Source organism: Pseudanabaena sp. lw0831, assembly GCF_016584665.1.
In the GTDB taxonomy this organism is placed as follows: Bacteria; Cyanobacteriota; Cyanobacteriia; order Pseudanabaenales; family Pseudanabaenaceae; genus Pseudanabaena.
Genome location: NZ_BBJB01000018.1, coordinates 1 through 26,247 on the forward strand (window position 1 = coordinate 1; position 26,247 = coordinate 26,247).

Annotated in this window: 17 protein-coding genes; 6 read left to right on the forward strand and 11 right to left on the reverse strand. The window is 42.7% G+C overall.

Going from position 1 to position 26,247, the window contains the following annotated elements:
- Positions 1–127 precede the first annotated feature (127 nt).
- Complete coding sequence (locus tag APA_RS04020) at positions 128–334, forward strand: chlorophyll a/b-binding protein (RefSeq protein ID WP_103670232.1); 207 nt, start codon at positions 128–130, stop codon at positions 332–334.
- Positions 335–505: 171 nt separating this feature from the next.
- Here APA_RS04020 and APA_RS04025 read toward each other — a convergent pair whose 3' ends face one another.
- The 4 genes from APA_RS04025 to APA_RS04040 all read right to left on the reverse strand — a co-directional run bounded on the left by APA_RS04025 (position 506) and on the right by APA_RS04040 (position 11,726).
- Positions 506–2,977: a response regulator gene (locus APA_RS04025; RefSeq protein ID WP_201321034.1), complete on the reverse strand. Its 2,472-nt coding sequence runs from the start codon at positions 2,975–2,977 to the stop codon at positions 506–508.
- Positions 2,978–2,991: 14 nt separating this feature from the next.
- A complete protein-coding gene (locus tag APA_RS04030; protein ID WP_201321035.1) occupies positions 2,992–6,213 on the reverse strand; it encodes a PAS domain S-box protein in 3,222 nt (1,073 codons plus the stop codon).
- A gap of 15 nt (positions 6,214–6,228) precedes the next feature.
- The gene (locus APA_RS04035) at positions 6,229–10,554 is read right to left on the reverse strand and encodes a PAS domain S-box protein (protein ID WP_201321036.1); all 4,326 of its coding nucleotides are present in this window, start codon (positions 10,552–10,554) and stop codon (positions 6,229–6,231) included.
- A 218-nt stretch (positions 10,555–10,772) separates the two neighbouring features.
- On the reverse strand, positions 10,773–11,726 hold the full coding sequence (locus tag APA_RS04040; protein ID WP_201321037.1) for a peptidoglycan recognition family protein: 954 nt from the start codon (positions 11,724–11,726) through the stop codon (positions 10,773–10,775).
- A 199-nt stretch (positions 11,727–11,925) separates the two neighbouring features.
- Between APA_RS04040 and APA_RS04045 the strand changes: the two genes are divergently transcribed.
- Positions 11,926–12,276 (forward strand): DUF6464 family protein, encoded by a 351-nt coding sequence (locus tag APA_RS04045; RefSeq protein WP_201321038.1) that lies wholly within the window; start codon positions 11,926–11,928, stop codon positions 12,274–12,276.
- Between the two features lie 82 nt (positions 12,277–12,358).
- On the opposite strand, the gene APA_RS04050 is transcribed toward APA_RS04045, so the two are convergent.
- The 3 genes from APA_RS04050 to ppc form a co-directional block, all read right to left on the reverse strand.
- Positions 12,359–12,859 carry a porin family protein gene (locus APA_RS04050; RefSeq protein ID WP_201321039.1) on the reverse strand — a complete coding sequence of 167 codons (501 nt, stop codon included), beginning with the start codon at positions 12,857–12,859 and terminating at the stop codon, positions 12,359–12,361.
- Between the two features lie 276 nt (positions 12,860–13,135).
- Positions 13,136–14,182 carry a Gfo/Idh/MocA family protein gene (locus APA_RS04055; RefSeq protein WP_201321040.1) on the reverse strand — a complete coding sequence of 349 codons (1,047 nt, stop codon included), beginning with the start codon at positions 14,180–14,182 and terminating at the stop codon, positions 13,136–13,138.
- A gap of 137 nt (positions 14,183–14,319) precedes the next feature.
- Entirely contained in the window at positions 14,320–17,247 is a 2,928-nt protein-coding gene (ppc, locus tag APA_RS04060) for a phosphoenolpyruvate carboxylase (RefSeq protein ID WP_201321041.1), read from the reverse strand.
- A gap of 585 nt (positions 17,248–17,832) precedes the next feature.
- Between ppc and APA_RS04065 the strand changes: the two genes are divergently transcribed.
- The 3 genes from APA_RS04065 (at position 17,833) to APA_RS04075 (ending at position 21,779) form a co-directional block, all read left to right on the forward strand.
- On the forward strand, positions 17,833–19,062 hold the full coding sequence (locus tag APA_RS04065; RefSeq protein ID WP_201321042.1) for an FAD-dependent monooxygenase: 1,230 nt from the start codon (positions 17,833–17,835) through the stop codon (positions 19,060–19,062).
- Positions 19,063–19,155: 93 nt separating this feature from the next.
- Positions 19,156–20,394, forward strand: coding sequence for an FtsW/RodA/SpoVE family cell cycle protein (locus tag APA_RS04070; RefSeq protein WP_201321043.1), 1,239 nt, complete (start codon positions 19,156–19,158; stop codon positions 20,392–20,394).
- Positions 20,395–20,486: 92 nt separating this feature from the next.
- Entirely contained in the window at positions 20,487–21,779 is a 1,293-nt protein-coding gene (locus APA_RS04075) for an MFS transporter (RefSeq protein WP_201321044.1), read from the forward strand.
- Between the two features lie 31 nt (positions 21,780–21,810).
- On the opposite strand, the gene grxD is transcribed toward APA_RS04075, so the two are convergent.
- From grxD to APA_RS04090, 3 genes are all read right to left on the reverse strand, one after another.
- Positions 21,811–22,137 (reverse strand): Grx4 family monothiol glutaredoxin, encoded by a 327-nt coding sequence (gene grxD, locus APA_RS04080; RefSeq protein ID WP_201321045.1) that lies wholly within the window; start codon positions 22,135–22,137, stop codon positions 21,811–21,813.
- 121 nt (positions 22,138–22,258) lie between these two features.
- The gene (locus APA_RS04085) at positions 22,259–23,278 is read right to left on the reverse strand and encodes a late competence development ComFB family protein (RefSeq protein ID WP_201321046.1); all 1,020 of its coding nucleotides are present in this window, start codon (positions 23,276–23,278) and stop codon (positions 22,259–22,261) included.
- Positions 23,279–23,506: 228 nt separating this feature from the next.
- On the reverse strand, positions 23,507–24,118 hold the full coding sequence (locus APA_RS04090; RefSeq protein WP_201321047.1) for a DUF3318 domain-containing protein: 612 nt from the start codon (positions 24,116–24,118) through the stop codon (positions 23,507–23,509).
- 47 nt (positions 24,119–24,165) lie between these two features.
- Here APA_RS04090 and APA_RS04095 point away from each other — a divergent pair, with 47 nt between their 5' ends.
- Positions 24,166–24,567 (forward strand): DUF1824 family protein, encoded by a 402-nt coding sequence (locus APA_RS04095; RefSeq protein WP_201321048.1) that lies wholly within the window; start codon positions 24,166–24,168, stop codon positions 24,565–24,567.
- A gap of 29 nt (positions 24,568–24,596) precedes the next feature.
- Here APA_RS04095 and APA_RS04100 read toward each other — a convergent pair whose 3' ends face one another.
- Positions 24,597–26,039 (reverse strand): carotenoid oxygenase family protein, encoded by a 1,443-nt coding sequence (locus APA_RS04100; RefSeq protein WP_201321049.1) that lies wholly within the window; start codon positions 26,037–26,039, stop codon positions 24,597–24,599.
- Positions 26,040–26,247 lie beyond the last annotated feature (208 nt).

The following is a 26,247-nucleotide window of genomic DNA, read 5'->3' on the forward strand; positions in this document are numbered from 1 at the left end:
TGGGCTTTTGACTACCTCTTTATATAGGCAAAGCCAAGCAGTCATACATACCTTTAGCTAGATTCACATCTCGAAATACTTTGTTATATTTCTTTACATAAGGAACTCACACACAAAGGACAAAGCAATGAGCAGCTATACAGTAAACGAACGCGGTGTACTCAACAATTTCGCGGTCGAACCCAAAATGTACGTTGACGATACTGATAGAGCTGGCTTTACTCCTTATGCCGAACTTCTCAATGGCAGACTTGCAATGATCGGCTTTGTTTCACTTCTCATCATTGAAGCTTCTACTGGTCATGGTCTAATTTGGTGGCTCGGTAACTTCTAAATAAATTTTTCCAATCTCTATGTTAAAGACAAAGTAAAAACGATAACGATTCTTTGACCCTGCCTTTTTGTATGGTTTTTTATTAGTTATTTCTTTTAGCAATCTCCTGAGGGCAAAACTCAAAAGATGAGAGGCGGCGCTTCGCGCCGCCTCTCATCTTTTGAGTTTTGTCTATGAGGTCAAAAAGTCTTGAATCCTCTGCGCTAGAGCTGAAAGCTTGAGCGGCTTAGAAATATATTCATTGGCTCCAGCATCTAGGCACTTTTGACGATCGTCTGCCATCGCTAAAGCTGTCAGCGCAATAATCGGAATATTAGTCAAGATTGGATCGAGACGAATTTGCTTGGTTGCTTCCAACCCATCCATGACGGGCATTTGGATATCCATCAAAATTAAATCAGGGCGATGAGTCTTAGTAAGTGCAATCGCCTCTTGACCATCGCGAGCGACGATGACTCGATATCCTCTAGCCTCTAGATACGATTCCATAGTCGCAATATTTGCCTCATTGTCTTCTGCTAGCAAAAGTAGCGGTGATTGATTCGCCTCTTGTTGAGAGGATTGCAGTTTAAGAACAGGCTCAGGTGATGGTAATAGTGCAAAATCATCACTTAATGGAAGATCAAACATAAAGCAACTTCCTACCCCAATTGTGCTGCTCACAGCGACTCGACCACCATGCAGTTCTACAAGCTGCTTGATGATCGCTAGTCCAAGCCCAGTGCCTTCATACTGGCGATTAAGTGCGCCATCTAGTTGGGTAAATGGTTGAAACAATGCGGACATGTTTTCTGGGGCAATGCCGATGCCAGTATCGGTGACAGCAAATCTGAGCCAAGAATTAGGAACATCCCGATCGGGATCGTTATAAATGCCGACTTCCATTGATACCGCTCCTCCCTCTGGGGTGAATTTTATCGCATTGCTGAGCAGATTGATTAATACTTGCTGGATCCGATGACTGTCTAGGTCTAGGTTCGGTAGATGAGACTGGATGTTAGAAGTAAGTTGGATTTGTCGGAGGTTAGCTGATGCTTGCACTAGTTGCTGACTGTTGTTGCAAAGCTGCTGGATATTTGTAGAAGCAAGATTCAGGTTTAACTTTCCAGCGACAATATGTGCAAAGTCGAGCATGTCTACGATCAGATTTAATAGATGATTGCCACTTTGATCGATGGCTACTAAGGCTCTAATTTGCTTGGGATTGAGCGATCCAAACACCTCTTCTTTTAATCCTTCTGTCATTCCCAAGATCGCATTAAGCGGTGTCCTGAGTTCATGGCTCATGGTCGAGAGGAATTCATCTTTTAGGCGGTTAGCTCTTGTCAGTTCTTGATTTGAGGCTGCGAGTTGCTCGTTGATAGTTAGCAGTTGCGCTTCGGCATGTTTGCGATCGCTAATGTCTCGGAAAAACCAAACCCGCCCATAACTGTCATTTGACCAATAAATAGGTGCAGAATAACGTTCAAAAAATCGCCCGTCGAGGAGGCTAATTTCGTCACGACTGATTTCCTTGGGATGGGTGTATAGATATTCGACTTTTTCTAAAAACTCAGTTGGATGTGTGAGTTGATTTAAGATAGAGTTGATAAGTTCGCGATCGTCTCCCTTTGCCATTAACTCTGGAGAGGTTTTCCATAGATTTAACAGTTGTTGATTGTAGGTGACAACCTTACGGTGTTCATCAATCACCAAAACCCCATCAAAGGAAGCTTCTTGCTCCGCTACAAGCAAGGCATTGCTTCTCTGTATGTTTATAACCGATTCAGCAAGTTGGTTATGGGAGATTTTAAGCTGCTCATTTGCTTCTTTTAATTGGGATTCAGCATGTTTGCGATCGCTAATATCCCGCACAATCACTAAAGCTTCTTCAGAGTTAATGTCGATAATCCGAACTTCCTCATATATCATGCGATCGCCAATGGCAAATTGATGTTCGTAAACTTGTAACTCTTTAGTGGAGATAGCTAAGGCGATCGCATCTAGCTGTTGTTGCAGTAAATCTGGAGGCAATAGTTCTGAAAGATGTAGACCAATTCGCTCAAATTTCTCGGATTCTATCAATGGAGGGGTATATTCCACGCAGGTTCCATCTTGTTTTACTCTTAGCAATAGGTCGGGAATGGCCGCTAATAAGGCGCGACTCTGGGTGTCATTATTTCCAAATGGGTGTTCAGCAACTATTTTCTGATCGCTTAACTCCGTGAGTTGAGACTCTAGCTGCAACACTGTCTGCGCCAACATCTCGGCGAGGGATTCTTGCGCTAACAACCCGACAATGCGATCGCCTTCTAAAACTGGCAGATGACGAATACTATGTTCTTTGAATAGCGACAATGCGGTTTTGATATCAGTAAGCTCTGATTCTTGGATGCTGATCACAGGATGGCTCATTACTTGCTGAATCGGCAACTGGTCGAAAGGTTTGCCCTTGGAGCTGATCCGAATAATATCCCGCTCAGTGAGAATACCAATTAAGTCGATGCCTTCAGCTTCAGTTCCTTTTTTCTCAACCACTAATACACATCTCGAACCAGTTTTGCTCATAGCCGCGATCGCCTCCATCACATTCAACTCTGGCGCAACTATTAGTGGATTGCGGATGATTGCAGATAGTATGTCATGGGTTAAGGGAGAGCGCATCACGGGTATCTCGACTATGGGGCTAAAAAGGATTGAATCATCTGCGATAGAGCTTTTAGCTTTATCGGCTTAGCAATATATTCATTGGCTCCAGCATCTATGCACTTTTGGCGATCGCCTGCCATCGCTAAAGCAGTCAGCGCAATAATCGGAATATTAGTAAAGCTTGGATCGAGACGAATTTGCTTGATTGCTTCTAGTCCATCCATGATCGGCATTTGGATATCCATCAAAATTAAATCAGGTTGATGAGTCTTAGTAAGCGCGATCGCCTCCTGTCCATTCATTGCTATGAGAATACGATATCTATTAGCTTCAAGATAGTCAGTCAATGTACTAATATTAGCTTCATTGTCTTCGGCTATCAATATTAAAGGGGATAAATTAGCTTTGGCTGATACTGGAGATGACAGGTCGGAAGTTGGATTGAGAGAAACATCTGCGATCGCCTCTTGTAAACTAGTAATGCATGGTAAATCAACCGTAAAACAACTGCCAATGCCCAGATCGCTGGTCAAGCCGACAATTCCCCCATGCAATTCCACCATACGTTTGACAAGAGACAACCCCAAACCTGTACCTGCATATTGACGATTTAAAGCACCATCAATTTGGATAAAGGGTTGAAATAGTTTTGGGATGTTTTCTGGTGAAATGCCGATGCCTGTATCAATTACAGCAATGCGAATCCATGAACTAGTATGTATTTCCTGCAATTCTAGCTGTTTAACTTCTAGAGTGATGCGTCCACCTTTGGGGGTAAATTTCACTGCATTGCTGAGCAAGTTAAGCAGCACTTGGCGGATGCGTCGCTCATCTACTTGCAGGGCTGGCAAGTTTGGAGAAATCTTGATCTCTAGTTTTATGTGTTTATTGAAGGCTTGGTTCTGGATAAATGTGATGCTGGATTGACAGACTAATGCCACATTTGTAAGGTTGTAGTCTAGTTGGAACTGTCCCGATTCGATTTTTGCTAAATCCAGAATATCGTTGATTAGCGCTAGCAGATGCAAACCACTAGTTTCAACTGTTTTTAAGGCTTTAAGTTGTTTCTCATTAACGCCCCCTAAAATTTGTTCTTGGAGTGCTTCGGTCATGCCGAGAATGGAGTTGAGAGGAGTGCGGAGTTCATGGCTCATGGTTGCCAAAAATTCATCTTTGAGTCGGGTGGCGCGGAGTAGTTCTGCGTTGGTTAGTTCTAGTTTCTGTTCATATTCTTTGCGAGTTTGAATATCGCGCATGATGAAGGAGAAAAATTCTATTTCGCCTTGGGGAGACTTGTGCGCGAGGATAAGCTGGGAGACGGGGATTTCCTGTCCTTCGACATTCAGCAATGCCGTTTCGCCCATCCAGCTTCCAAGGGCGATCGCATAGGGTAATCCCTTTTGCAACACTACATCGGCGGCCCATTGTGGATGGCAGTCGGAAATTTGATATTGCTTGATATCATGCTTGGGATCGATCCCGCATAGTCGTTTTAATTCTGCATTCTTCCAGAAAATCATTCCGTTTGCATCTGCCATACTGATGTAGTCAGTCGATGCTTCTAGAATGGAGATTAGGCGAGTTTGTTCTTGTTCTAGTCGTTTGCGATCGCTAATGTCTCGGAAAAACCAAGCTCGCCCATAACGGTCATTAGACCAATAGATGGGGGCGGAGTAAAGATCAAATATTTTGTCATCTTTGCGCCTGATCTCTGAATGACTGATATCTTTTGGATGGTCATATAGATGCTCGACTTGGTGCAAAAATTCATGGGGATCGGCGAGGCGATCTAAAACAATGTCGAAAAGTTGCAGATCGCCTGTCGAGAGTACTAGTGATTGAGGAATATCCCACTGATTTAAAAAACGTTGATTATAGGTAATCACTCGACGATGCTCGTCAATCACCAGAATGCCATCAAAGGATGCTTCTTGAAGAACAGTTAATAGAGCGTTACTACGTTGAATATTCGCGATGGATTGAGCCAGTTTAGTATGGGATTGGATTAACTGCTTGTTTTTTGCTTGTAGTTTTGCTTCTGCCTGCTTGCGATCGCTAATGTCGGTTAAAGTCCCTTGACTGCCAATCGTAACTCCATCAGGATTTAAAATCGTTGTACTATTGGCGCGTACCCAGATATAGTGACCATCTCGGTGCAGATGTCGAAACTCAGGATGACAAGATTTTTTGCCCGATTCCACATTCTCCATAAATTCAAGAGTCTTTACTCGCAGGCGATCGTCTGGATGCACAAGGTTGGTATATGACTTGCCAATCCATTCACTAGACTCCCAGCCAAAAAGCGACTTGAATTGTGGTGAGAGGTAGGTAAATAAACCATTTTGATCGCTTGACCAAATCAAGTCGAGCCCTCCTTCTACCAAACAGCGAAATTGAGCCTCACTCTGGATTAGCTTGGATTCAATTAGTTTATGAGCGCTGATATCTGTATCGGAACCAATAACGCGAATGGGTTGCCCAAACTCATTTCTTAAGGCTTGTCCGCGCTCAAGTACCCATATGTAGGAACCATTTTTGCAGAGTGCTCTATATTCCATCTCCACGAATTCTGTTTTACCAGCTAAGTGGTCATTGGCAGTAGCTATAACGCGATCGTAATCATCGGGATGGATGCGGCTTGAGCATTCGTTTAGACTATCGCCAATTTCATCGTCATCAAAACCACGCATCTGCTTCCATCGACTAGAGTAGAAAACCTTATTTGTCGCCATATCGAAATCCCAAATCCCGTCATTTGCTCCTTTGAGTGCTAACTGCCAACGCTCTTCACTAATTTTTAGGGCTTGTGTTTGTTCGCTTAACTGCGAAGAATGCTGTAAAGTTTTTTGCGCTAATATCTCAGTCAAGCTATCTTTAGCTAGCACCCCGACAAGGCGATCGCCATCTAGTACGGGTAAATGATTAATCCGAAACTCTTGAAATTGGGCTAAAGCATCATTGATGTCAGTCAGATCTGATGCTTGGATCGTCACGACAGGATGGCTCATCACCGACTGTATCTGTAAATCGTTTATTGGCAATCGCTGAGCGTTAATGCGGATAATATCTCGCTCAGTGAAAATCCCCATTCCCTGAGAATGCATCCTTTGATCGTTATGTACCAACACATAACTGGAACCTACTTCGCTCATCATGGCGATCGCATCAATTACGTGTGTATCTGGCGCAACCACTAGAGGATTGTGTTCGATTGCCGATAGAATATCTTGTGAGTTAGGAGTAGATTTCATAATGCTTAAATCTTTTTAGAAATCCAAAAAGGATTGAATCATTTGGGATAAAGCTTTTAACTTGATCGGTTTAGCAATATATTCATTAGCTCCAGCATCTATACACTTTTGGCGATCGCCTGCCATCGCCAAAGCTGTTAGAGCAATAATCGGAATATCAGCCAAGTTTGGATCGAGGCGAATTTGCTTGATGGCTTCTAGCCCATCCATGAAGGGCATTTGGATATCCATTAAAATTAGATCGGGTTGAGCGTTCTTAGCAAGGGCGATCGCCTCTTGACCATTCATTGCGATGAGAAGGCGATATGCTTTGGCTTCAAGATAGCTAGTTACTGTAATGATATTAGCTTCATTATCTTCTGCCAACAAAATTAATGGTGCTGTAGATACCGATGTCTGTCTCGGTTCCAAATGCGGCTCAAGATTAGATTCGGACCGAGGTTCTGGTGTAAGGGGAGGTTCGAGATGGTTGATCGGTAATTCTATGGTGAAGCAACTACCAATACCTAGTTCACTGGTTATTCCGACTGTGCCACCATGAAGTTCGACGATTTGTTTTACCAGTGCTAATCCCAAGCCGGTTCCTTCATATTTTCGATTTAATGCGCTATCGATTTGGATAAAGGGTTTAAATAGTCTTTGGATGTTTTCTGGCGAGATGCCGATGCCCGTATCGGTTATCGATATTTGCAGATAGTCTTGTGTTTGTTTTTGGGGTTGCTCAGAGACATGAGAAAGCTTGGTGGCTTCTAGTTTAATGCGTCCTCCAGTTGCTGTGAATTTGACGGCATTATTAAGAATATTAATTAACACCTGTTTGATCCGCCGTTCATCTAACTGCATTTCAGGGAGATTTGGTTGTAGATGTATATCGAGCTGAATCTGTTTCTTCATTGCTTGTTGTCTAATAAAGTTCAGACTGGATTCGCAGAGGCAATTAATTGATGTCGATGAATAATTTAGTTCAACTTGTCCTGCTTCAATTTTTGCGAGGTTGAGAATATCATTGATTAATTCTAGTAAATGGTTGCCACTGTTTTCTACAGTTTGCAAGGCTTTGAGTTGGCGATCGTTGATGCTGCCATAGACTTGCTCTTGCAATCCCTCAGCCATGCCGAGAATGGCGTTAAGAGGAGTACGAAGTTCATGACTCATATTAGCCAAAAATTCATCCTTGAGTCTGGTCGCACGGAGGAGTTCTTGGTTAGTATGTTGTAGTTGCTCTTCTGCTTGTTTCCGCTCTGTAATATCTTGATAGGTTCCTAAAATGCCAATCACCTCACCTTTCAAATTATAGAGAGGCAGTTTATTTGTCTCTAACCAAATCTGATTGCCACTAGCTGGCAATTGAGACTCGATGATACCGAGCTTGGCTTCGTCATTGTCTATGACTTGGCGATCATATTGACGATATGAATCAGCTTCGGTCTGTCCCCAAGGCATTTCATAGTCAGTCTTGCCAATGATATCTGCCACTGAGTCAAGTCCTGCATCTTTTAAGAAATTGCGATTACAACCAAGATAGACTGAGTTACGATCTTTCCAAAATACTGACAGAGGGAATGTATCAAGGACTGTTTGTAAGAATTTCTGAGATTCCAAAATAGCATTTTCGGCTTGTTTGCGATCGCTAATATCAAAATTAATACCAATCAAGCTTTGTGGATTGCCTTCAGAGTCTCGCAACAATGTTCCATAGGCTTTAATGAAGTGAATAGTGCGATCAGTATGTACTACTCGAAACTCTGTATCAAACTCTATTTCTCCTAGGATAGCTTGCAGCGCAAGTGCTTCGGTGGCAGCGCGGTCTTCGGGATGAAGTCCATTTGCCCAAGTTTGGTATCCCATTCGAGGATCTACTTTTTCTTTGGTCCCAAAAAGTTCGTACATGCGCTCGTCCCAAATAACATGTGGCGGATCAATATGCCATTCCCAGCATCCGATCGCTCCTGATCTTAGTGACAAAGTGAGGCGTTCTGATAGTTTTTGGAGTTCCATAGTGCGTTTTTGCACCTTTGATTCTAGTTCTTGATTGAGTTGAACTAGCATTGTGTTAGCCCGTTGCCTTTCCAACTCAGCGGTAGCACGGGCAGCGAATACCCTTAGCACTTGTTCCGCTCTTTGCGGATTGGGAATTGTCTGTTTGTCTAAAATACAAAGATTGCCGATCGCCTGACCATTACTATCTTTTAAGGAAATACCAAGATAGCTGTACGCATTCATATCAACTAGAGCTAGATCTTGTGGGAACATCTGTTGAACAAAGCTATCACAATAAAACTGTCCCTGTTGTAATGTTTTTTCGCAGGGGGTTTTTGCAATATTAAAAGAAAAAGTTGGTTGAAGTAATCCATTCCCCCAAAAAGCTAGAGAGTGTAATTCATCATCAACCAGTTCGGTAACTAGGGCATGGGAAACATTGAGGGCTTTGGCAATGTGGCTTACTAGTGCGGGGAAGAAGTCTTGCCCAGTGGTAGTAGCTGTTCCTGCAATTAGATTTTGTAGAGCAATTTCAGATTGCTTACGATCGCTAATGTCTCGAATCATAAATAGAACTTCATCTTCGCTACTCTTGATCACTCTCACTTCTTCATCTTGAAAGCGATCGCCTATTTGAATGTTTTGCTCGTAGATTTGCAACTTACCAGTCTCGATCGCTTTACGCAAATAGTGAAACTGGCGATCGGCAAGTTCTGCGGGTAAAACCTCGGTCATTGACCGCCCAATAAGATTGAAGTCTAGTGGAAAGAATGCGAAATCTTGTTGCTGCGTAATAACTTCGCGATAAACGCCATCAGTCCCCACCCGAAACATCAAATCAGGAATCGCCGATAATATGGCGCGACTCTGGGCTTCGCTTTTTGCTAAAGCAAGTTCGGCTTGTTTGCGATCGCTGATGTTTCGCACCAATCCTAAAACCTCGGTTTCGCTATAAGGTACAATGCGAACTTCTTCGATTTGAGGTATACCATCAATATAGAGTTCTTGTTCGTAAACTTGGATAGAACCAGTTTGAAGCACCTTTTGGACAGATTTCATGCGTCGCTGTGACGCTTGGGGCGGCAAAATATCCAATACATTGGTTCCCACCATCTTTGAGAGATCGCCCAAAACGTTAAAATTTGGAGAAGCAAGAAATTCCAGATAAACACCTTCTTGGTTCATCCGAAAAATTATGTCAGGCATTGCACTAATTAAGGCTCTGGAATGGGTTTCATTTTTTTGTAAGGCTTCTTCCGATCGCTTGCGATCGCTAATGTCTGTGATTGTCCCCACATAGCCGATGATTTGCCCATTGGCATCTTGCTCGACGACAGCGTTTCCCAGTACCCAAATTACGGAACCATTGGGTCTCAGGATTCGATACTCTAATTGAAATGGTAGATTTTCGCGGCGTGTGCGAATTTGCTCGGCGATGACATACTCGCGATCGTCGGGGTGCAATGCTTGCTGCCAAGATTTTTCAGTAGTTGCTTCTGGTGGCAAGCCAATCATCTCGCAGCAACGTTGGTTAATGTATATACTGTTGCCATCAGCATCGGTGCGAAATATTCCGACAGGAGCTGCGTCATTTAAGTTGACATAGCGCTGCTCACTTTCACGAAGTTGTGCTTCAGCTTGCTCGCGTTCGGTTAATTGATCGCGCAATTGTTGGTTGATCGCCACTTGTTCGCGAGCGATCGCACGACTAGCAAAGATCGCAAATAAGCCTGAGATCACTGCTGACAAGAGTACACTTCCAGCAACTATGCTATTGCGAATCGTCTTAGAATAAGTTAGTGCTGACTCAGCTTTTGTTGTTTGTAAATCAGCAAGTTGAGCAAATGGTAATAGGCGATCGGGAAACTCAATAAACTTGACAAAATCCTTGCTTTTGACGAGTTTAACTACTCGTAATTCTGCTGTAGTTAAAGTCTTTGGAGATTCTGTAAGTGAGGTTAATTGCGCGATCTCTAGCTTTGCTTCTTGCTGAAATTTTTTAACTACCATTTCGTATTCAGCTAGCAAGGGTTGCAGCCCCTCGATGTTTGACGTCTTACCAGATGAGTTATATGCCTCTAAGGCGGTTGAAATTTTCTGAATACGATCTAGGAATTTACCGCTTTCTCGCTTAAATCCATCTGGATCGGCTAAGTAAGGTGATAGTTGTTTGGCAGGGCGATTATATAAAATATCGACTTGGAGAGTATTTAAAAACTTGCGATCTTCAACAGCCCCTAGCATCTTCTGAAGTGCATCTTGGTGATAATTATTTCCTACTAGCAAGCCTGCGGAAGTCCCCAAGAAAGTAAAGCCTAAGGCGATCGCATATCCATAAACTATCTTGTTAGTCTTAAACATTTGTCCCTAAAGCTCATCCCAAAAGTTTGTGAGGATTATTTGCGATCTCTTTAAGTTTAATTGATTTAATCAAATAATCATTGACTGTCTCCACCGAATGTTTTGATGCGATCGCCAATAGCCAAAGTACCTTAGCCTAATAAAAACTAAAAGCCCAAAAAGGTAAAACGCCCGCTAAGCGGGCGTTTTACCTTTTTGGGCTTTTAGGATTCCTTTATCTATGGTGTTGATGGACAGCCAATAGAGATTTCCTTGGTTCTAGAATATTCACTTAGCTGCTTTTGGAAAAGATTAAAATTGAAACTGCGAGGATCGATACGTGAGCCAGAGCGATCGACAATTCTGTGAGTAGTAATTCTCTCTAGTGGCACATCAGTTTTAGCGACTAACCATGCTAGAGATTGATATTGAGCTTCTGTATATCCACTATGGGTATAACCATCATGCATCCCATCAGCAGGCGTTTCCAAGGAAATATGATAAGCAAAGTTATTTACAGAACTGGGATATCGAGGATTAGTTTGGATTGCTTCTTTTCCTAAAGAACTCACAAAAATAGAATTCCCTGCACCAAGGGCGCGTTTATCTGGGGGAACAAAGTAAATAATCGTGCCTTCCAAAGTAATTAATGTGTGATAGCTAGCTTGACTGTCCTCGTCAGTATGGAATTCTTGAAAAAAATTAATGACGCTATTAGCAGAGCCAACCGTTTCATGCAGAACAATAATCGGTGGATTATTAGCAGGCTGACCAGATAGATCTTTGAGATATCGCTCTCCATAGTTAGAAGCTGCCGCCAAGGCAATTACTTCTTTGGGGTTATAGGTAATTCCTTTCTGAGAAGAAGTAGAATTTACTGTAGAGGGGGGTAAGGGTTTCCGAAATCGCTCTAGGGTGATGGGAGTAGAAGTGAGTGCGGCGGGTAATGACGGCTCAGGTGGATTCGCTGGTGGTTGGTTCTCACAACCTTTCACTGGTGCAAACTGGTTGATCTCTGGAGAAAAGCTGATATTTTGAGCAATTCTTTGCGTAGTTCTTTGAGGGATTTTTGGGCGACTTTCCGTAAACTTTGCATCAGCGATTACCTTGGTTTTAGCTGGTTCTGCTAAGAGTATAAATATCACCAATGTCAGGAAAAAGAAGGCGATCGCTACTAATCGATTAAATTGCATACTAGGCTAATGATAACTTTGGGCAGGCGGTACAAAAATTTATAAGCGGAGATTTATAACAGCAGTTTTTATTAAATAAACCACAATATTTCTTGTTAAAGTGTTGCAAAGTAACACTTTCATAATTAGAATTTTTAGTTCGGGGGCTTACAATAAGTTGAGTTCAAGTAAATCAAATATAGTTTAAATAATTAGTTCTATGGAAATATTGTCAGTGCCGACAGAGGTTTGTACTCTTTATCCTGAAAGCACTTTGGGCAAAATATACCTAGATTGGATTCCCCAGCCTGGCGATCATATTGATTTAGAAGGTAAAACCTATACGATTTTAGAACGCCGCCATCGATATCAATTTCGCAAGGGTAAATACAACTTATTTAGAATTTTAGTCTATGTACAGCCTGCACCAGAAAATTTGGAGAGAAGCCTGAGCAATGGACGTTGGGTGATAGGAGATAGTAATTGTCGATATAATGCTGGTTCAGAAATGATTCGCTGTGCTGTAAATCCTAACGGCCCATGTCAGGGGTGTCGTTTTTGGGAAGCATAAAAAAAGAAGTTGCTTTGCAACTTCTTTTAGAAACCAAAAAAATAGAGGCGGCGCTTTGCGCCGCCTCTATTTTTTTGGTTTGTTAGAATTGAACGCCTACACCTGCTTGGAGCGAAGTGCCTGCCGAGCCATTACTCTGACCATTAAATGGAATTACAGCATTGCTGTAAAGTAGAACGCGCTTGTTAATGCTAACTTCTACCCCAGGTTGCAAAGCGAAAGCAGTTTGATCGCCTGTTAAGCTGCTATTCCCGCCAACTTTAAACGATGCACCAGCCCCAAGATAAACATTAGCGCGATCGCCTACGGGTAAATCATAGGAAACAGTAGGAACAACTGAAGTACCGCCATTTCCAAAGAGAACAGAACTTCTAGCAGAAATTGGTACTCCATCAAACTTATAGCGACCTGCTAAGTTTGCTCCAATTACAGAAGGATTTGTGGCAAAGCTTTGGAGCGAGATTCCAGCACCCACATAGCTACCAGGTAGTGTTACTTCTTCGGCTGAGGCGATCGCACTAAAAGAGGTAAGAACAGAAGTAACGATCGCAATACCTAAAGAGATTTTTGTAAGAGATTTCATGAGCTTGAGTTCCTGCATTGTTTTGCTGTGTGAGATGACTCTTTTGACTGGAGAGAATTAGCATTGTTCCCATAGTTCCTTTTACCCCAAAAGTTGCTTAAATCCTTTCCGTGTATGAATTCTGGCTTCCTAAAAGAAGTTCTATCTCTAGATAATCATGCTAATGGGTGACCCATATTAAAGCAACTTCACAACAAAGAAGAGAGGTGACGCTTAGCGTCACCTCTCTTCTTTGTTGTGAGTCGGTGCTTCGCACCGACTCACATCTTTTGGTTTTTAATAACTTCCTGCGATCGCAATTTCACGTAGTTGCAAATCACAACTACGCCAAACTTGACCATCAAGAGCTGTTTGTTCGATCAGACTAGCCAGACGCAAGGTCTTTAGAGCCTGATCGCCGCCGACCGATGGCTGTTGTGTATCACGAACACAATTCACAAAATGCTCTAGCTCAGCATGAAGCGGCTCGATATTGCTGGTGTGCACTTTTTCGATAAAGCCATCTTGACGATAGAGGACTTGACCATAATCAGTTGTCCAGTTAGCCGTAGTTTGGCGATAAATCAAAATTTCGTTATTGAGGAAATCAGACTCAGTTAGTGAATTTGTGCAATGAGCCGTAATTTTACGTTTCTTGCGATGCGTAACCTTGCTAGATGTAAGAGTGGCAATTACACCATTTTCAAAACCAATTGTTGCAGTCACATAGTCAAGGTACTCAGACTCAGGGGAAACACGATTGCCATGAGCTGAAACACGCACGATTGGCGAAGCAACTAACTCAAGGATTATATCGATGTCGTGAATCATCAGATCAAATACGACCGATACATCATTAGCCCTTTGTGAATAAGGACTCATGCGATCGGCTTCGATCGCCAAAATCGTCTCATGCTTTAAAACTTTGCTCAGTTCTTGGAATGCAGGATTAAACCGTTCGATATGTCCAACTTGGAGAATTCGATTGTGGTCAGAGGCAGTTTTAACTAGGGATTCAGCTTCTTCAATTGTGGCAGCGATCGGCTTTTCGATGAGGACATGAACTCCCGATTTGAGGCAAGTTGTGCCGACATCATAATGTAACCTTGTGGGCACTGCGATACAAACTGCATCGACCAGTGGCAAAAGGTCGTGGTAATCCTCAAAAAAGAGTACACGATGTTTGCTAGCAGTATCACGTCCACGTTCTATGCTTACGTCAGAAACGCCAATTAGTTCTGCATCCTTGAGCAAGCTGAGCACCCTTGCATGATGCTGCCCCATATTACCGATACCTATAACACCAACCCTGATGGGATCGTGGAAATTACGATTGGGGCTCATATTCCTCACAGCTTAGTAAACGCGCTCAGTTTGTCCAAAATCGTAACATGGATACATCGCGCTTTGCGCGTTGGCTAAAACCAAATGGTTTTTAAAAGCCTTGTTTTGCAAGGCTTTTAAAAACTTTAAAAGAGCGATCAACCTGTATTTCTCATACCTGCGGCGATGCCGTTGATGGTGAGTAGCGCACCGCGCAATAGCTCGTTCTTGGAGTATCGCGATCGCAGATCGATAGTATCAGAACGATGTTGGCGTAAGCGCTTGAGCAAAGATGCTTGGATAAAACCAAGCGGGACGATCGAGCCATTACGCAACTGTACAGACCTTTGCAGATCGCGATCGCTATCAAGGATTTGCTTTTGTCCAGTAATTGCTTGGATTACCTTCCGAGTGCGTTGATATTCTTCATATATTTCAGCGAATATCTCTATAAAAGCTTCTTCGTAGCCTTCTTTGGTAAGCTCCCGCATATAATGATGCGCGATCTGCAAATCGGTTTTAGCAAGCGTCATCTCGACTCGCGAGATTGCGGTTTTAAAGAATGGCCATTTGCTATAAAAATATTGCAACAGCGATAAATGTCCGTCAGGATTTTGTTGGAGAAACTCCTCAAGGGCTGCCCCAATGCCATACCAAGATGGTAATAAAAATCGGCTCTGTGTCCAACTGAATACCCATGGAATCGCCCTTAAACTACCTAGGTCTCTCTTTCCCGCCCGCCTTGCGGGGCGAGAGCTAATTTGTAACTGGCTGATTTCTTCGATCGGGGTGACTTGATGAAAAAACTCGACCAAATTTGGTTGCTCGTATATGAGGTGTCGATATACTTGGCGCGATCGCACCGAAATTTCTTCCATTGTATCCAGCCAACAGTCGAGAGTGTCGGTACTGCTAGGTAACAAAGCTGCTTGGATGACCGCCGCCGCGATCGTCTCCAGATTGTAAAGGGCGATTTCGGGCAAAGAATATTTTGAGGCAAGTACTTCACCTTGCTCGGTGATCTTGATCCGTCCTTCGATGCTGCGTCCTGGTTGAGCCAAGATCGCTTCATAGGTTGGTCCACCTCCACGTCCGACCGAGCCGCCGCGCCCGTGAAACATGCGGAGATCGACTTTATATTTTTGACAAACTTCTTGGAGCGCACGTTGCGCTTTATATATCTCCCAATTGCTGCTTAAAAATCCCGAATCTTTGTTGCTGTCTGAGTAACCAAGCATCACCTCTTGCAGATGTTCGTGGCATTCGAGATAAGCACGATAAAGAGGCAGCTCAAATAACTCGGTCATAATTGGCGGTGCGCTACGTAAATCCTCGACTGTCTCAAACAAAGGGGCAATGCTGAGCGAACCCATACCCGTTGCAGGATTGTAAAGCCCTGCCTCTTTAGCCAGTAACATTACTTCGAGAATATCACTGACACTACGGTTCATGCTGATCACGTAGTTATTGCAAATGGCGACTGAAAATTCTTGTTGAACTTTGGCAACCATCCGAAATGTCTCAATAATTTCGTTGGTTTTGGCGCTAAAGTTCAGCTTGGCGGGAATCATCGGGCGACGAGTTTTTAGCTCTTGGGTTAACCATGTCACCTTTTCGATTTCAGTGAGGTCGTCATAGGGCTTGTCTAGAAGCTGGAGTGCTTCGGCAATTTCCGAGATCGTGTTGCTATGTTGGGTACTCTCTTGACGAATATCGAGGTGGGCAAGATGAAATCCATAGACATCAACTTGACGAATCAGGTTTTCGAGTGGCTTGGGATTGAGTTTTGTTTCGACTAAACTTGCTTGAACTAGTTTTAACTCCGCCAAAAATTCTGAAACATGGTTGTAGAGATGATGTTCTTGACCTTTGGTAGACAGCTCCATTTCTGAAGCTTGCCAACCGCTATGGCGCAATTGTTGGTTGCGATCGCGTGTACGGACGAGGCGCTCACGCACATAAGCTAGCTTGAGGCGATAAGGTTCTTGGCGAAATCTGAGTGAATATTTTTCGTAGATTTCGGGTAAATAAATTTGATCGTCCCCAAGGGAACCAAGCAATTCTTGGGAAACATCACTGAGACTTTGCGATAGCGACAGCAGACGACTAAGGCGCTCAACAGACTTAATGTATTTGTTAAGGACGAGATTTCTCTGGTAGCAGGCGGTTTGCCATGTTACTTCGGGTGTGACATAGGGGTTGCCGTCGCGATCGCTACCCACCCATGAGCCAAAGTTACAGAAGTTGTAACGAGGCAATCTTAGCTTGGGAAAAGTTACCGAAATCGCCGAAGCAATGCGATCGTAAAGCACGGGGATCGCCTCAAATAAGACTTCTTCAAAATAATGCAATGTATAGTCAGCTTCGTCTAAAACCGTGGGTTTGATTTGATTTAACTCATCAGTGCGCCACCAGAGTCGAATTTCTTCGGCTATTTGCTCTTGCAGTGCTGCGGCTTCCCAGTTTAAGACGATTGCCTGTGGTGCGATTTCATCACCTTTAATTCCGATGAGACGATCTAGTTCCTTGAGCATCTTCGCGATCGTGCGTTGTTTCTCACGAATTGTATGCCGCACAATTTCGGTAGGATGAGCAGTAAATACTAGACTGATATCAAGATTGTCAAGGACTTTTTGGATTTGGCGAGGAGGCACATTTAGCTTTTTGAGTTCTGGGAAGAGCCAACGAAATGTACCTACAGGGTATTCGGCTTCGCTATTGATCGGGCTGATCCGATGGATGTTAGTTTGCTCTTGCTCATGATCTTGTTCAACAATATTAATTAGTTGAAAAAACAAAGCAAAGGCCCGAGCTGCCGTAGTTGCTTGTTGTAAATCAAGGCTTTCGACCAATTTTAAAACTTCTTGGGCAGGATATTCAGGTGCTTGACCTTCTGGCGAACACATGGCCCGTAGCTGTCGCAATAAATCGACTAATTCTTGACCGCTTTCTCTTAGTAGGACTGATTCCCATAAATCCTCCACGAGCTTGAGACGAAATCGTAGACGGGAATTGGCGGCACGCAGATCGCTCTCTAAATTAACTATCTGTACTAATGACGCTGACAGTGCTGCTGGGGAACTCATCCAACTTTCTCCAAAATTTTCTTTCTAATCCAAAATTTTCCCACCTTAAGACGCACTCTTCTGTTGCTCAAATAGCAATTAACAACTGTTGTAGCTACAGAATTTGGGATCTTAGGCAGGAAGCAAGCATAAAATCTCTATTCTTTTCTATACCATACCAGCCTAACTGTTTGTTAGTTGTAACCTTTTTAGGTAAGTACCTCTTCTCAAAATGGCATTGCCATTTTGAGAATCCAAAATCCTTACTGGGTTTGATTTTTAATTCTCGAAAGTGTGACTACAACTTTCGAGAATTGTTATTAGTTTCTTGTAGTCTTTTTTGATCGCAGTTTTTAGTTGCGGTAATCTCTTTGTGTTTGCCCACATGTGATAAGGATAGCTATTGTCAATTTAATGAAGACATAAAACCCAGTCATAGAGTTGCGGCGCTTTGCGTCACAACTCTATGACTGGGTTTTGATTTTGCCCTAGCCTGACTGACGCTAGGTATAGTTAAAAATATCTGTGATTTATCAATATTTCTTTACAAAATATTGATAATAGAAAATTGAACCATAAAAAATAATTTAAAAAGTAACTTAATTAATGTTTGATGTGCTGATTGTCGGTGCGGGAATGGTGGGCGCGAGTTTAGCCTGTGCGTTAGGCGACAAGAATTGCTCGGCAAACCGCAATCTCAAGGTGGGAATTATTGAAGGCAATGGTAATTTCTTGCGTGGAGAATTTACGGCTGATGGTCGCGCTAGTGCGATCGCCTTAGGATCAAGTCAGATTTGGCAAAATATTGGGGTATGGGGTCTTATGCAGCGCAGGGGGGTAACCCCGATGCATATGATTCAGGTCTCAGAGGGGGATTTACCCTATCAAGTGCAGTTGCGATGTGAGGATATGGGGCAAGAAGCACTAGGCTATATTGTCGAAAATGCTGTGACTTTGGCTTCGCTCTGGGAATTTGCACGGGAATGTCAAAATTTAGAATTAATTTGTCCTGCCAAAATTTTAGATATCGAGCATGTCAGCGATCGCGATCTGATGCGCGTAAAAATCAGCTCGGAAATCGGCGAACAATATTTGGAAACGAAATTATTAGTTGGTGCGGATGGTGGGCGATCGCAAGTGCGTCAAATGGCAAAGATTGAGATCTCGGAGCGTCTGTACGAGCAAACCTGTATTGTCACTACGGTTAAGTCTGAAAATTCCCATCAAAATTTTGCCTATGAGCGTTTTCAACCTAGTGGTCCCTTTGCGATTTTGCCATTAGGGAGCGATCGTGCTTGTATCGTCTGGACAGCGACCAAAGAAGAAACCCCGATTTTGCTAGCTCTAGATGAACCAACATTTTTACAAGAGCTAGCAAAACGTTTTGGTGAACCTCTCATCCAAAAGCTGGGAAACATCACAGTTGAGTCGCGAACTAGGATTAACTATGTTCCTCGATGGATGCATAGCCAAACTTATATTCAACCGCGATTAGCCCTAATCGGTGACGCTGCTCATACCACCCACCCGATCGCAGGGCAGGGTATGAATCTTGGTATTCGTGATGTTAATGCCTTAGCTAATGTGTTGAAAGCGGCTCATCAAAACCAAGAAGACTTGGGTGCGATCGCAGTTTTAAAACGCTATCAATCAAAACGCAAATGGGATAACTTAGGCGTAATTTGGCTAACTGATATCTCTAATCGCCTTTTTTCTAACCACAATTGGGTCTTCAAAGTAATAAGGCGTTTAGGATTACTGTTGTTGCAAATCTCTCTACTCAAGCGAGTTTTAATGTACTTTATGATGGGTTTACATCAGACTCCCAATAAATAATTTTTTGTTTTAAGCGATCGCGAAAAATCATGGTTAAAATAACAGCACAAAACCTCTAATGTTCTGCACTTAAACCCTCAGTCCCCTGCAACCGTGAAACTCCTTCAGATTTTTCAGGTATTCCCATTTTTTGATCGTACCGTCGATAAATGGGCAACAGAAGCTCGTCTCTTGCGATGGCTGACTTTTTTGTGGTTATTTGCAGGACTCGCAGTTCTTTTTTCTGCATCCTATCCCGTTGCCGACGTTGCCTTTAAAGATGGCACGCTATATTTCAAATATCAATTAGCGTGGGCGGTGATTGGTTTATTGCTCTTTAATGCGATCGTGCATTTGCCATTAAAGTTCATGCTCAAAATCAGCCCAATCTTTTTGTTCATTATTCTGGCGATGCTCTATGCAACTCATATTCCGGGGTTAGGGACAACTCGCAATGCCGCGACAAGATGGCTATCGGTGGGATCGAGTTCATTTTTATTGCAGCCATCGGAGCTAATTAAGCCTTTTCTGATTTTGCAAGCAGCGCAACTTTTTGGTAACTGGCATCGCACGCCTTGGAAGGCACGAATTGGATGGCTGTTAGTATTTTTGTTAGTACTAGGCGGCATTTTGATGCAGCCTAGTTTGAGTGTGACGGCGCTTTGTGGGATTACGCTATGGTTGATTGCATTAGGGGCAGGATTACCAAGCCTACAACTTTTTGGGACTGCGGCTTTAGGGACATGTGTAGCAGTTGCAAGTGTTACTTTTCGTGAATATCAACGACGGCGGATTATGTCATTTCTCGATCCTTGGCAAGATCAAGCGGGCGATGGCTATCAATTGGTACAAAGCTTAATGGCGATCGGCTCTGGTGGTCTATGGGGGACTGGTTTTGGCTTGTCCCAGCAAAAGCTATTTTTGCCAATTCAATATACTGACTTTATTTTCGCGGTTTTTGCTGAAGAATTTGGCTTGTTTGGTGGCATTTGTTTGCTAATACTAGTGATGATTTATGGCACGATTGGGCTGTCGGTGACATACAGATGTAAAGATCCCGTGGTTCGCTTAATTGCCCTTGGGTCTACGTCATTAATTGTGGTACAAGCACTTTTGAATGTCGGTGTGGCAACGGGTGTGTTGCCAACAACGGGGCTGCCTTTTCCTTTTTTAAGTTATGGTGGTAGCTCGACGATATCCTGTCTATTTATTGCAGGTTTGCTGATTCGGTCGGCGCGTGAAATGTCGGCTGCGGATGTAATTCAATTTCCTAGGGGAACTGGCGATCGCAATGATCTCAAAACTAAGCAACAAGAAAAAATAGAAGCATCACGGCGGCGATCGCCAGTATAAAAAAAAGGAATCGCGAAGCGATTCCTTTTTTTGTTATCGATAGTCTCTACAATATTTTTAAGAAACGCCACTTTAGCTAGCTATTTTTACTGATGTCTGAACCCGATTTAAACTCTCCCGCTGGCTATTTAGCAGTTTTGCGTAATCGTCAATTTTTGGCATTGTGGCTTGCTCAAATATTGGCTCAGCTAGTTGATAAAGTTGTCCTGATTTTGCTGATTGCCCTTGCTGTCGCTGATGGCGGGAGTGATGTGAATACGCGAGAATCATCAATCATGATTGCTATGACCTTGCCTGCGGTGTTTTTGGGTTCGATCGCAGGTATTTTTGTGGATTGGCATCCAAAACGCGAAGTCTTAATCTTATGTAACTTTTTGAGGGGAGCTTGCATCTTTGCGATTCCGTTTGCACCTCGCTCATTAGCTGTCTTACTACTGTTTACCTTTCTTATTTCTACCCTCACCAATTTTTTTGCACCCGCCGAGCAGTCAGCCATCCCCTTAATCGTTCCCAAGCAAGATCTTCTAGCTGCCAATGCTCTGTTCACCATTACAGAAGTGGGATCATTGATTGTCGGATTTGCGATCGGCGCACCATTATTAGCATTTACGCTGCATCTTTTCCCTGAAGCCACATCTTATAGTCGTGAAGTTTTGCTAGGAAGCTTGTATATAATCTCTGGCTTATTTTTATTTGCTTTACCCAAGGACGAGATTATCCATCCTAAAAAAGTAGGCTCAGGAATATGGACTGATTTAAGAGAAGCTTTTCAATATGTGCGCCACAATCATTTGATCGGTGGAGCAATGTTACAGATGATTTTGCTATATGCAGTTCTTGGTGCAATGCAAAAATTATCACTTAATCTTGCTGAAGTGGTTACAGGTAATCGTGAAGAATTTGGCTCTTTTGTTGCCTCGGTTGGCTTAGGATTAGCGATTGGAGCTTTTATCTTAGGTAAATATGGCAAAAAGTTTGCTCATCGACCACTACCATTTATCGGCTTTATTGGTATGGCGATCGGTTTGCTGATGTATGCATTTGTCTCCAATCAATGGGTTGCTTGGCTGATTGGTAGTTTTATTGGTGTGAATGGCGCTTTAATCGTTATACCCATGCGGACTGTAATTCAAGAACATACGCCTGAAAATATGCGAGGCAAAGTGTTTGGGCTACTGAATAATGGAGAAAACATAGCTGCGAGTTTGCCTTTAGCCGTGATTGCCGTATCTTTAGATTTTTTAACGAATGTATTTGGCAAACAAAATGGTGGCAAGCAGCAAATTGGCTTTCAAATAGTGTTAATTGTTTTTAGCTTGATTGTATTTGGGCTTGGCTCTTGGGCTTGGAAAAGAACCAAAAAAGCATTATCAAATGTTTTATAAAAAGGAGGCGCAAAGCGCCTCCTTTTTATATTTACTTAGCGATCGCTTCTTGAACAATAGTAGCAAGTTCACCGCGTTGGCTTAGCTCCATGACAATGTCGCAGCCGCCAACAAACTCACCACCAACATACACTTGCGGAAAAGTCGGCCAACTAGAAAACTCCTTCATTCCCATGCGTAAGTCGCCATCTTCAAGGATATTTGCAGTTTCGTAAGGATGTCCTAATGCATTAAAAGTTTGCACAACTGCTGCTGAAAATCCACATTGAGGCTGTTGAGGAGTTCCTTTGATGTAGAGCATGATTTTATTATCATTAATCTGACTCTCGATCTTAGTTTGCAAAATAGGGCTAAGCATATTAGTTAGGTTGATTCAGTTGTGAATAAATTTACTATTGCTACTATAGCAATCGTCACAATGCTTAAAGCAATAATTACAGCAAAAGGGAGCGCACTGCGCTCCCTTTTGCTAAACCCATTCAGACATCGTGCTTTGCTCGCCAAGTTGGATAATCAGACTTAGGTGCTCTTAAGCATTCTTCGACAACTTCAGCAATATTGCGCCATGTAATATCATCCCTGTTGAGTAATTCTCGTAATTGCACTAAAGAATCTTCTAGCTCAATATTAAATTTCTCAAAAGGTAAAGGGGATAAAGATCTTTCAGGTGCTTGAACTACTTTAGTCAAAGCTTCCTTGACAATACTAATAATTTGACTTGTCATCTCAGACTTGACTCTTTGTCGCAAATTTTGTAATCCGCGACGACTGGTGGCATACATCGGTGGCAAGCGATTAAGGACATATGCTGCCACATCATCGATATTAACCTTCTGCTGAACATTTTCATCTAGGCGTTGGGCGCGGCGCTCAACGATCGCATTCACAAGACTTTCAAGAATATTGCTATATCGATAGATAGTTCCCGACATGTAAGACTCAAAGTCTTTAAGCTCGGCTGAGATATCTTTCTCAGTTTTAGTTGTCTTAGATGAGTTCGACAAAGTTGTCGTTGTTTTTCGCCGCACTGCATAGCTGCGAGCTAAAAGAGAATTTCGTCGATCTAAGCTGACATATGTGCCATTAGAAAGGCTTTGATAGTATCCTGAATTTAAGGCATCTTGAACAATCTCAGGAACATCTTTCCACTTGAGATAATCCTTGCTAAATAATTTACGTAACTTAAAAAGCGATCTCGCCTGACTGATCAGCTCATGGTCAGGTATTGGATCGCTCTGTCTCAAGACATCGCTCTGTGTACTCAAAAAACCATTGCGTACAGTTTTAGCGATCGCTGATCCTAATTCTTGCTCTGCTCTCTTACGTTGCTGTACCCATCCGCGCTGAGTAGTTGCATACATTGGCGGTAAGCGATTGAGTGTATAAGCGATTACTTCACTAAGATCGACGCGCTTTTTTACATCAGCACCTAAGCGTTTGTATTGTGCCTCTGCTTCTTCGATTACTAATTCTTCTAGTGCATTTCTACAACTGCTCATAGGAAATATTCCATTTTGAGTATTTTTAGATGAGCTGATTACAGCGTATTTTAATCTTATAAAGGTATAAATACTAGCATAAAATCAACAATTCTAAATATGAATCTGATTTTGTTTTTCAGTAATGTAAACGATACTCTAATTACTATATAAAGCCAAAAAATAAAGGTGACGCAAAGCGCCACCTTTATTTTTTGGCTTTTGATTGTTGCTAGATATCTTTAGAACTTAGAAATCATTAAGCCCTGTTTCTGGGATCGTGGTTTTTGATAAGCCAGCGATCACCCGTAAATTTTGGCAACGGATTAATTCTGTGAACTCAGGTGTATTTCGCCCCATTAACTTTGCCGCCGCAGGAATAGCTTCAAGGAGTGCTCTAGCTGCCTCGACTTCACTATAACCACGTTTTTGAGCAACTTCCAGCGCTTCGCTATCAGCTTGTATTTGTATTTGTGAGCTTTTGTTTCTCCGTAAAATCTGATTGATGCCGATAGTTCCTAATAATATGGCGATCGCGATGCCCGTGACATCGCCTTGTACGGCTTCGACAACTCCTCCTACAAAAGCTGCCGCAGCAATACCCTGATACGCTCCTGTTTGTAGCCATTTAGTCTGTTGTCGCCAGCTTACCTCATGCAATAACAACATATCTCTCTGAGCTTCAGGTAACTGTCGCCATAGCCGAAAATTGATATTTACTTGAGTCCCTTTCTGCCAAGGTAAAATTTGTAAACTTGAGACTGGCTCAGGTTGCTCAGGCTTAGATTTGATTGATGTTGCTATCCGCCAAGAGGCAGGCAATAGATCGCGCAAGCGAGCAATTTCTTCGTTAATGTTCATAATATAATTTAGCTCCTCCTTACCTTAGAAACCTATGAGCGAAACCCATGAGCAATAATCTAACCATCGCCGATGCTGAACGAATTCTCTGGGAACTAAGCGACTTAGATCGAGAATCGGCAACTTTAGAACGGCGATCGCAAATCTGCGAAGCCCTAGATTACTTAACGAAACAAGCCGATTATCACATTTTTGGGATCTGTGCCGATACCACCACCGAAGCTTTGCAAGCTCTGCAAAATTATGCTGCTCATTTTCGCTACGAGTTACCCGACGCAGACTTACCTGCGATCGGAGATGGCATATATCTCAAATACAATCCCCGCAGTCGTCGATACCATTCTGATAACTACAAAGGTACTTATCGGGGCGTATTGCTATCTCTGCATACAGACTTTGCGGATGGCTATAGCGGTACTCACGGACATTTTCCCTTAGATCTTTTTTAAGCAAAAGGGGCGCTTTGCGCCCCTTTTGCTTAAAAAACTTCAGTCGTAAAGCTCCCATGTAATCCATAAGGTACATGATGTTTTAAATGTAATGTGGCTAAGGCTTTACCAGAAATGTTTTGAGCATCTAGTACGACCAAATCTGAGCGATTATGTTCTGCATCAAAAATTAAAGTCAGAATCCAGCCATCGTCTTCAGCACTATCGGCATTGAGATCGCGTGGTACAAAAATCGGCTCACTAATAAAACCGCGTGGCGCAAAACTATGGAATTCTTGCTTACCCGTTTCCATATCGACTTTGGCGATCGCTTGTAAAGGTGCGTTGCCCGATTCTTTAGCGATCGCGCCAATATAGGCGTAACGATGTTTTTGCCCCACACAGCGGGGATGCACCACAGGAAATTCGCAAGATCGCTCTAATATCATTTCGCGCTTTACTGTGCCAAGTTTGGGATTAATCGTAAAGCGATATAACTGCCCCGCAATTACCTTGTCAAAATCAATATTCCGAAAATCCGTATTTGCTTCTAACTTGGGATAGTCAGGATAGCAAACCGAATCCAAAATAATCTCATCGCCTTGTTCGTAGGCATTACAGTGATGAAATACAAAACAAGGATCGGTTTCAATGGTTTGCAGATTGCCTTGGCGATCGATCAGCAAAAACTGACTGGGAGCATTTGGCTTTAGTTCAATACATTCACCTGCCGTAGCTAACCCCAACATAAATGGCAAAGGTTTAAAAGACACAGGATTTTGCATAAAAATCCGATGGTTGGGCGTATAGGCAAAGTCATGTAAGAAACAAAATCCCGAAACTTTGACCTGAGATTCTGTACTCAACTCACCTTGATCATTTACTTGATAAATCGAAATCGTAGACATCGGACCTGGTTGCACCCCAAAACCCCACAAATCACCAGTGTGATCGTCCTTTCTCGGATGCGCTGTAAAGACCTGCCCCGCCCCTAATTTGCCATCAAAATTTTCTAAACCCAATGTATCTAGATTTTTAGGATTAAGTGAATAAGGGAGCGCCGCCTCCCATAGAGCCAACAACTTACCGCCCTGATACACCACATTGGTGTTTGCCACATTCTTATTTTTTAAATCAAATATATTGCTCAGCCAGCCGCCAGCTTTCTGCGTACCAAATACGCCCCGATATAAAATTTTGCCTGCTTTCTGCTCAGCAATAAACTCAGGTGTTTTTACAAATTGATTTGCAAAATGCGCCTTGCCATCTTTAAAGGCGATCGCACAGATCATGCCATCTCCATCAAAGGGGTGTCCATATTTCTGCCCGTTAATATCGAGCTGTCCAGGACCATTCCGAAATAAAGTACCTTCTAGCTCTAGAGGAATCTGTCCCTCGATCTCATCGATCCGATAAGCCTGCTCAGTACGCAGTGACTCATATCCCTTTTGCCAATCTTCTCGCGAAAAATTAGTCGATGCAGCCTGAACCATAAATATTTATAAATAAATTTTCTCTATTGTAACAATTTCGTCACAATTACGACCCAGACTTACAAATTCTCAAAATGACAAAGCCATTTTGAGAATTTGTAACCCTCATTGGTATTGGGTTTTAATTTACGAAGATACAGCTATAGCCAAGATAGCTAAGAGATAAAACCCAAAAGAGAGTTGCGGCGCTTTGCGCCGCAACTCTCTT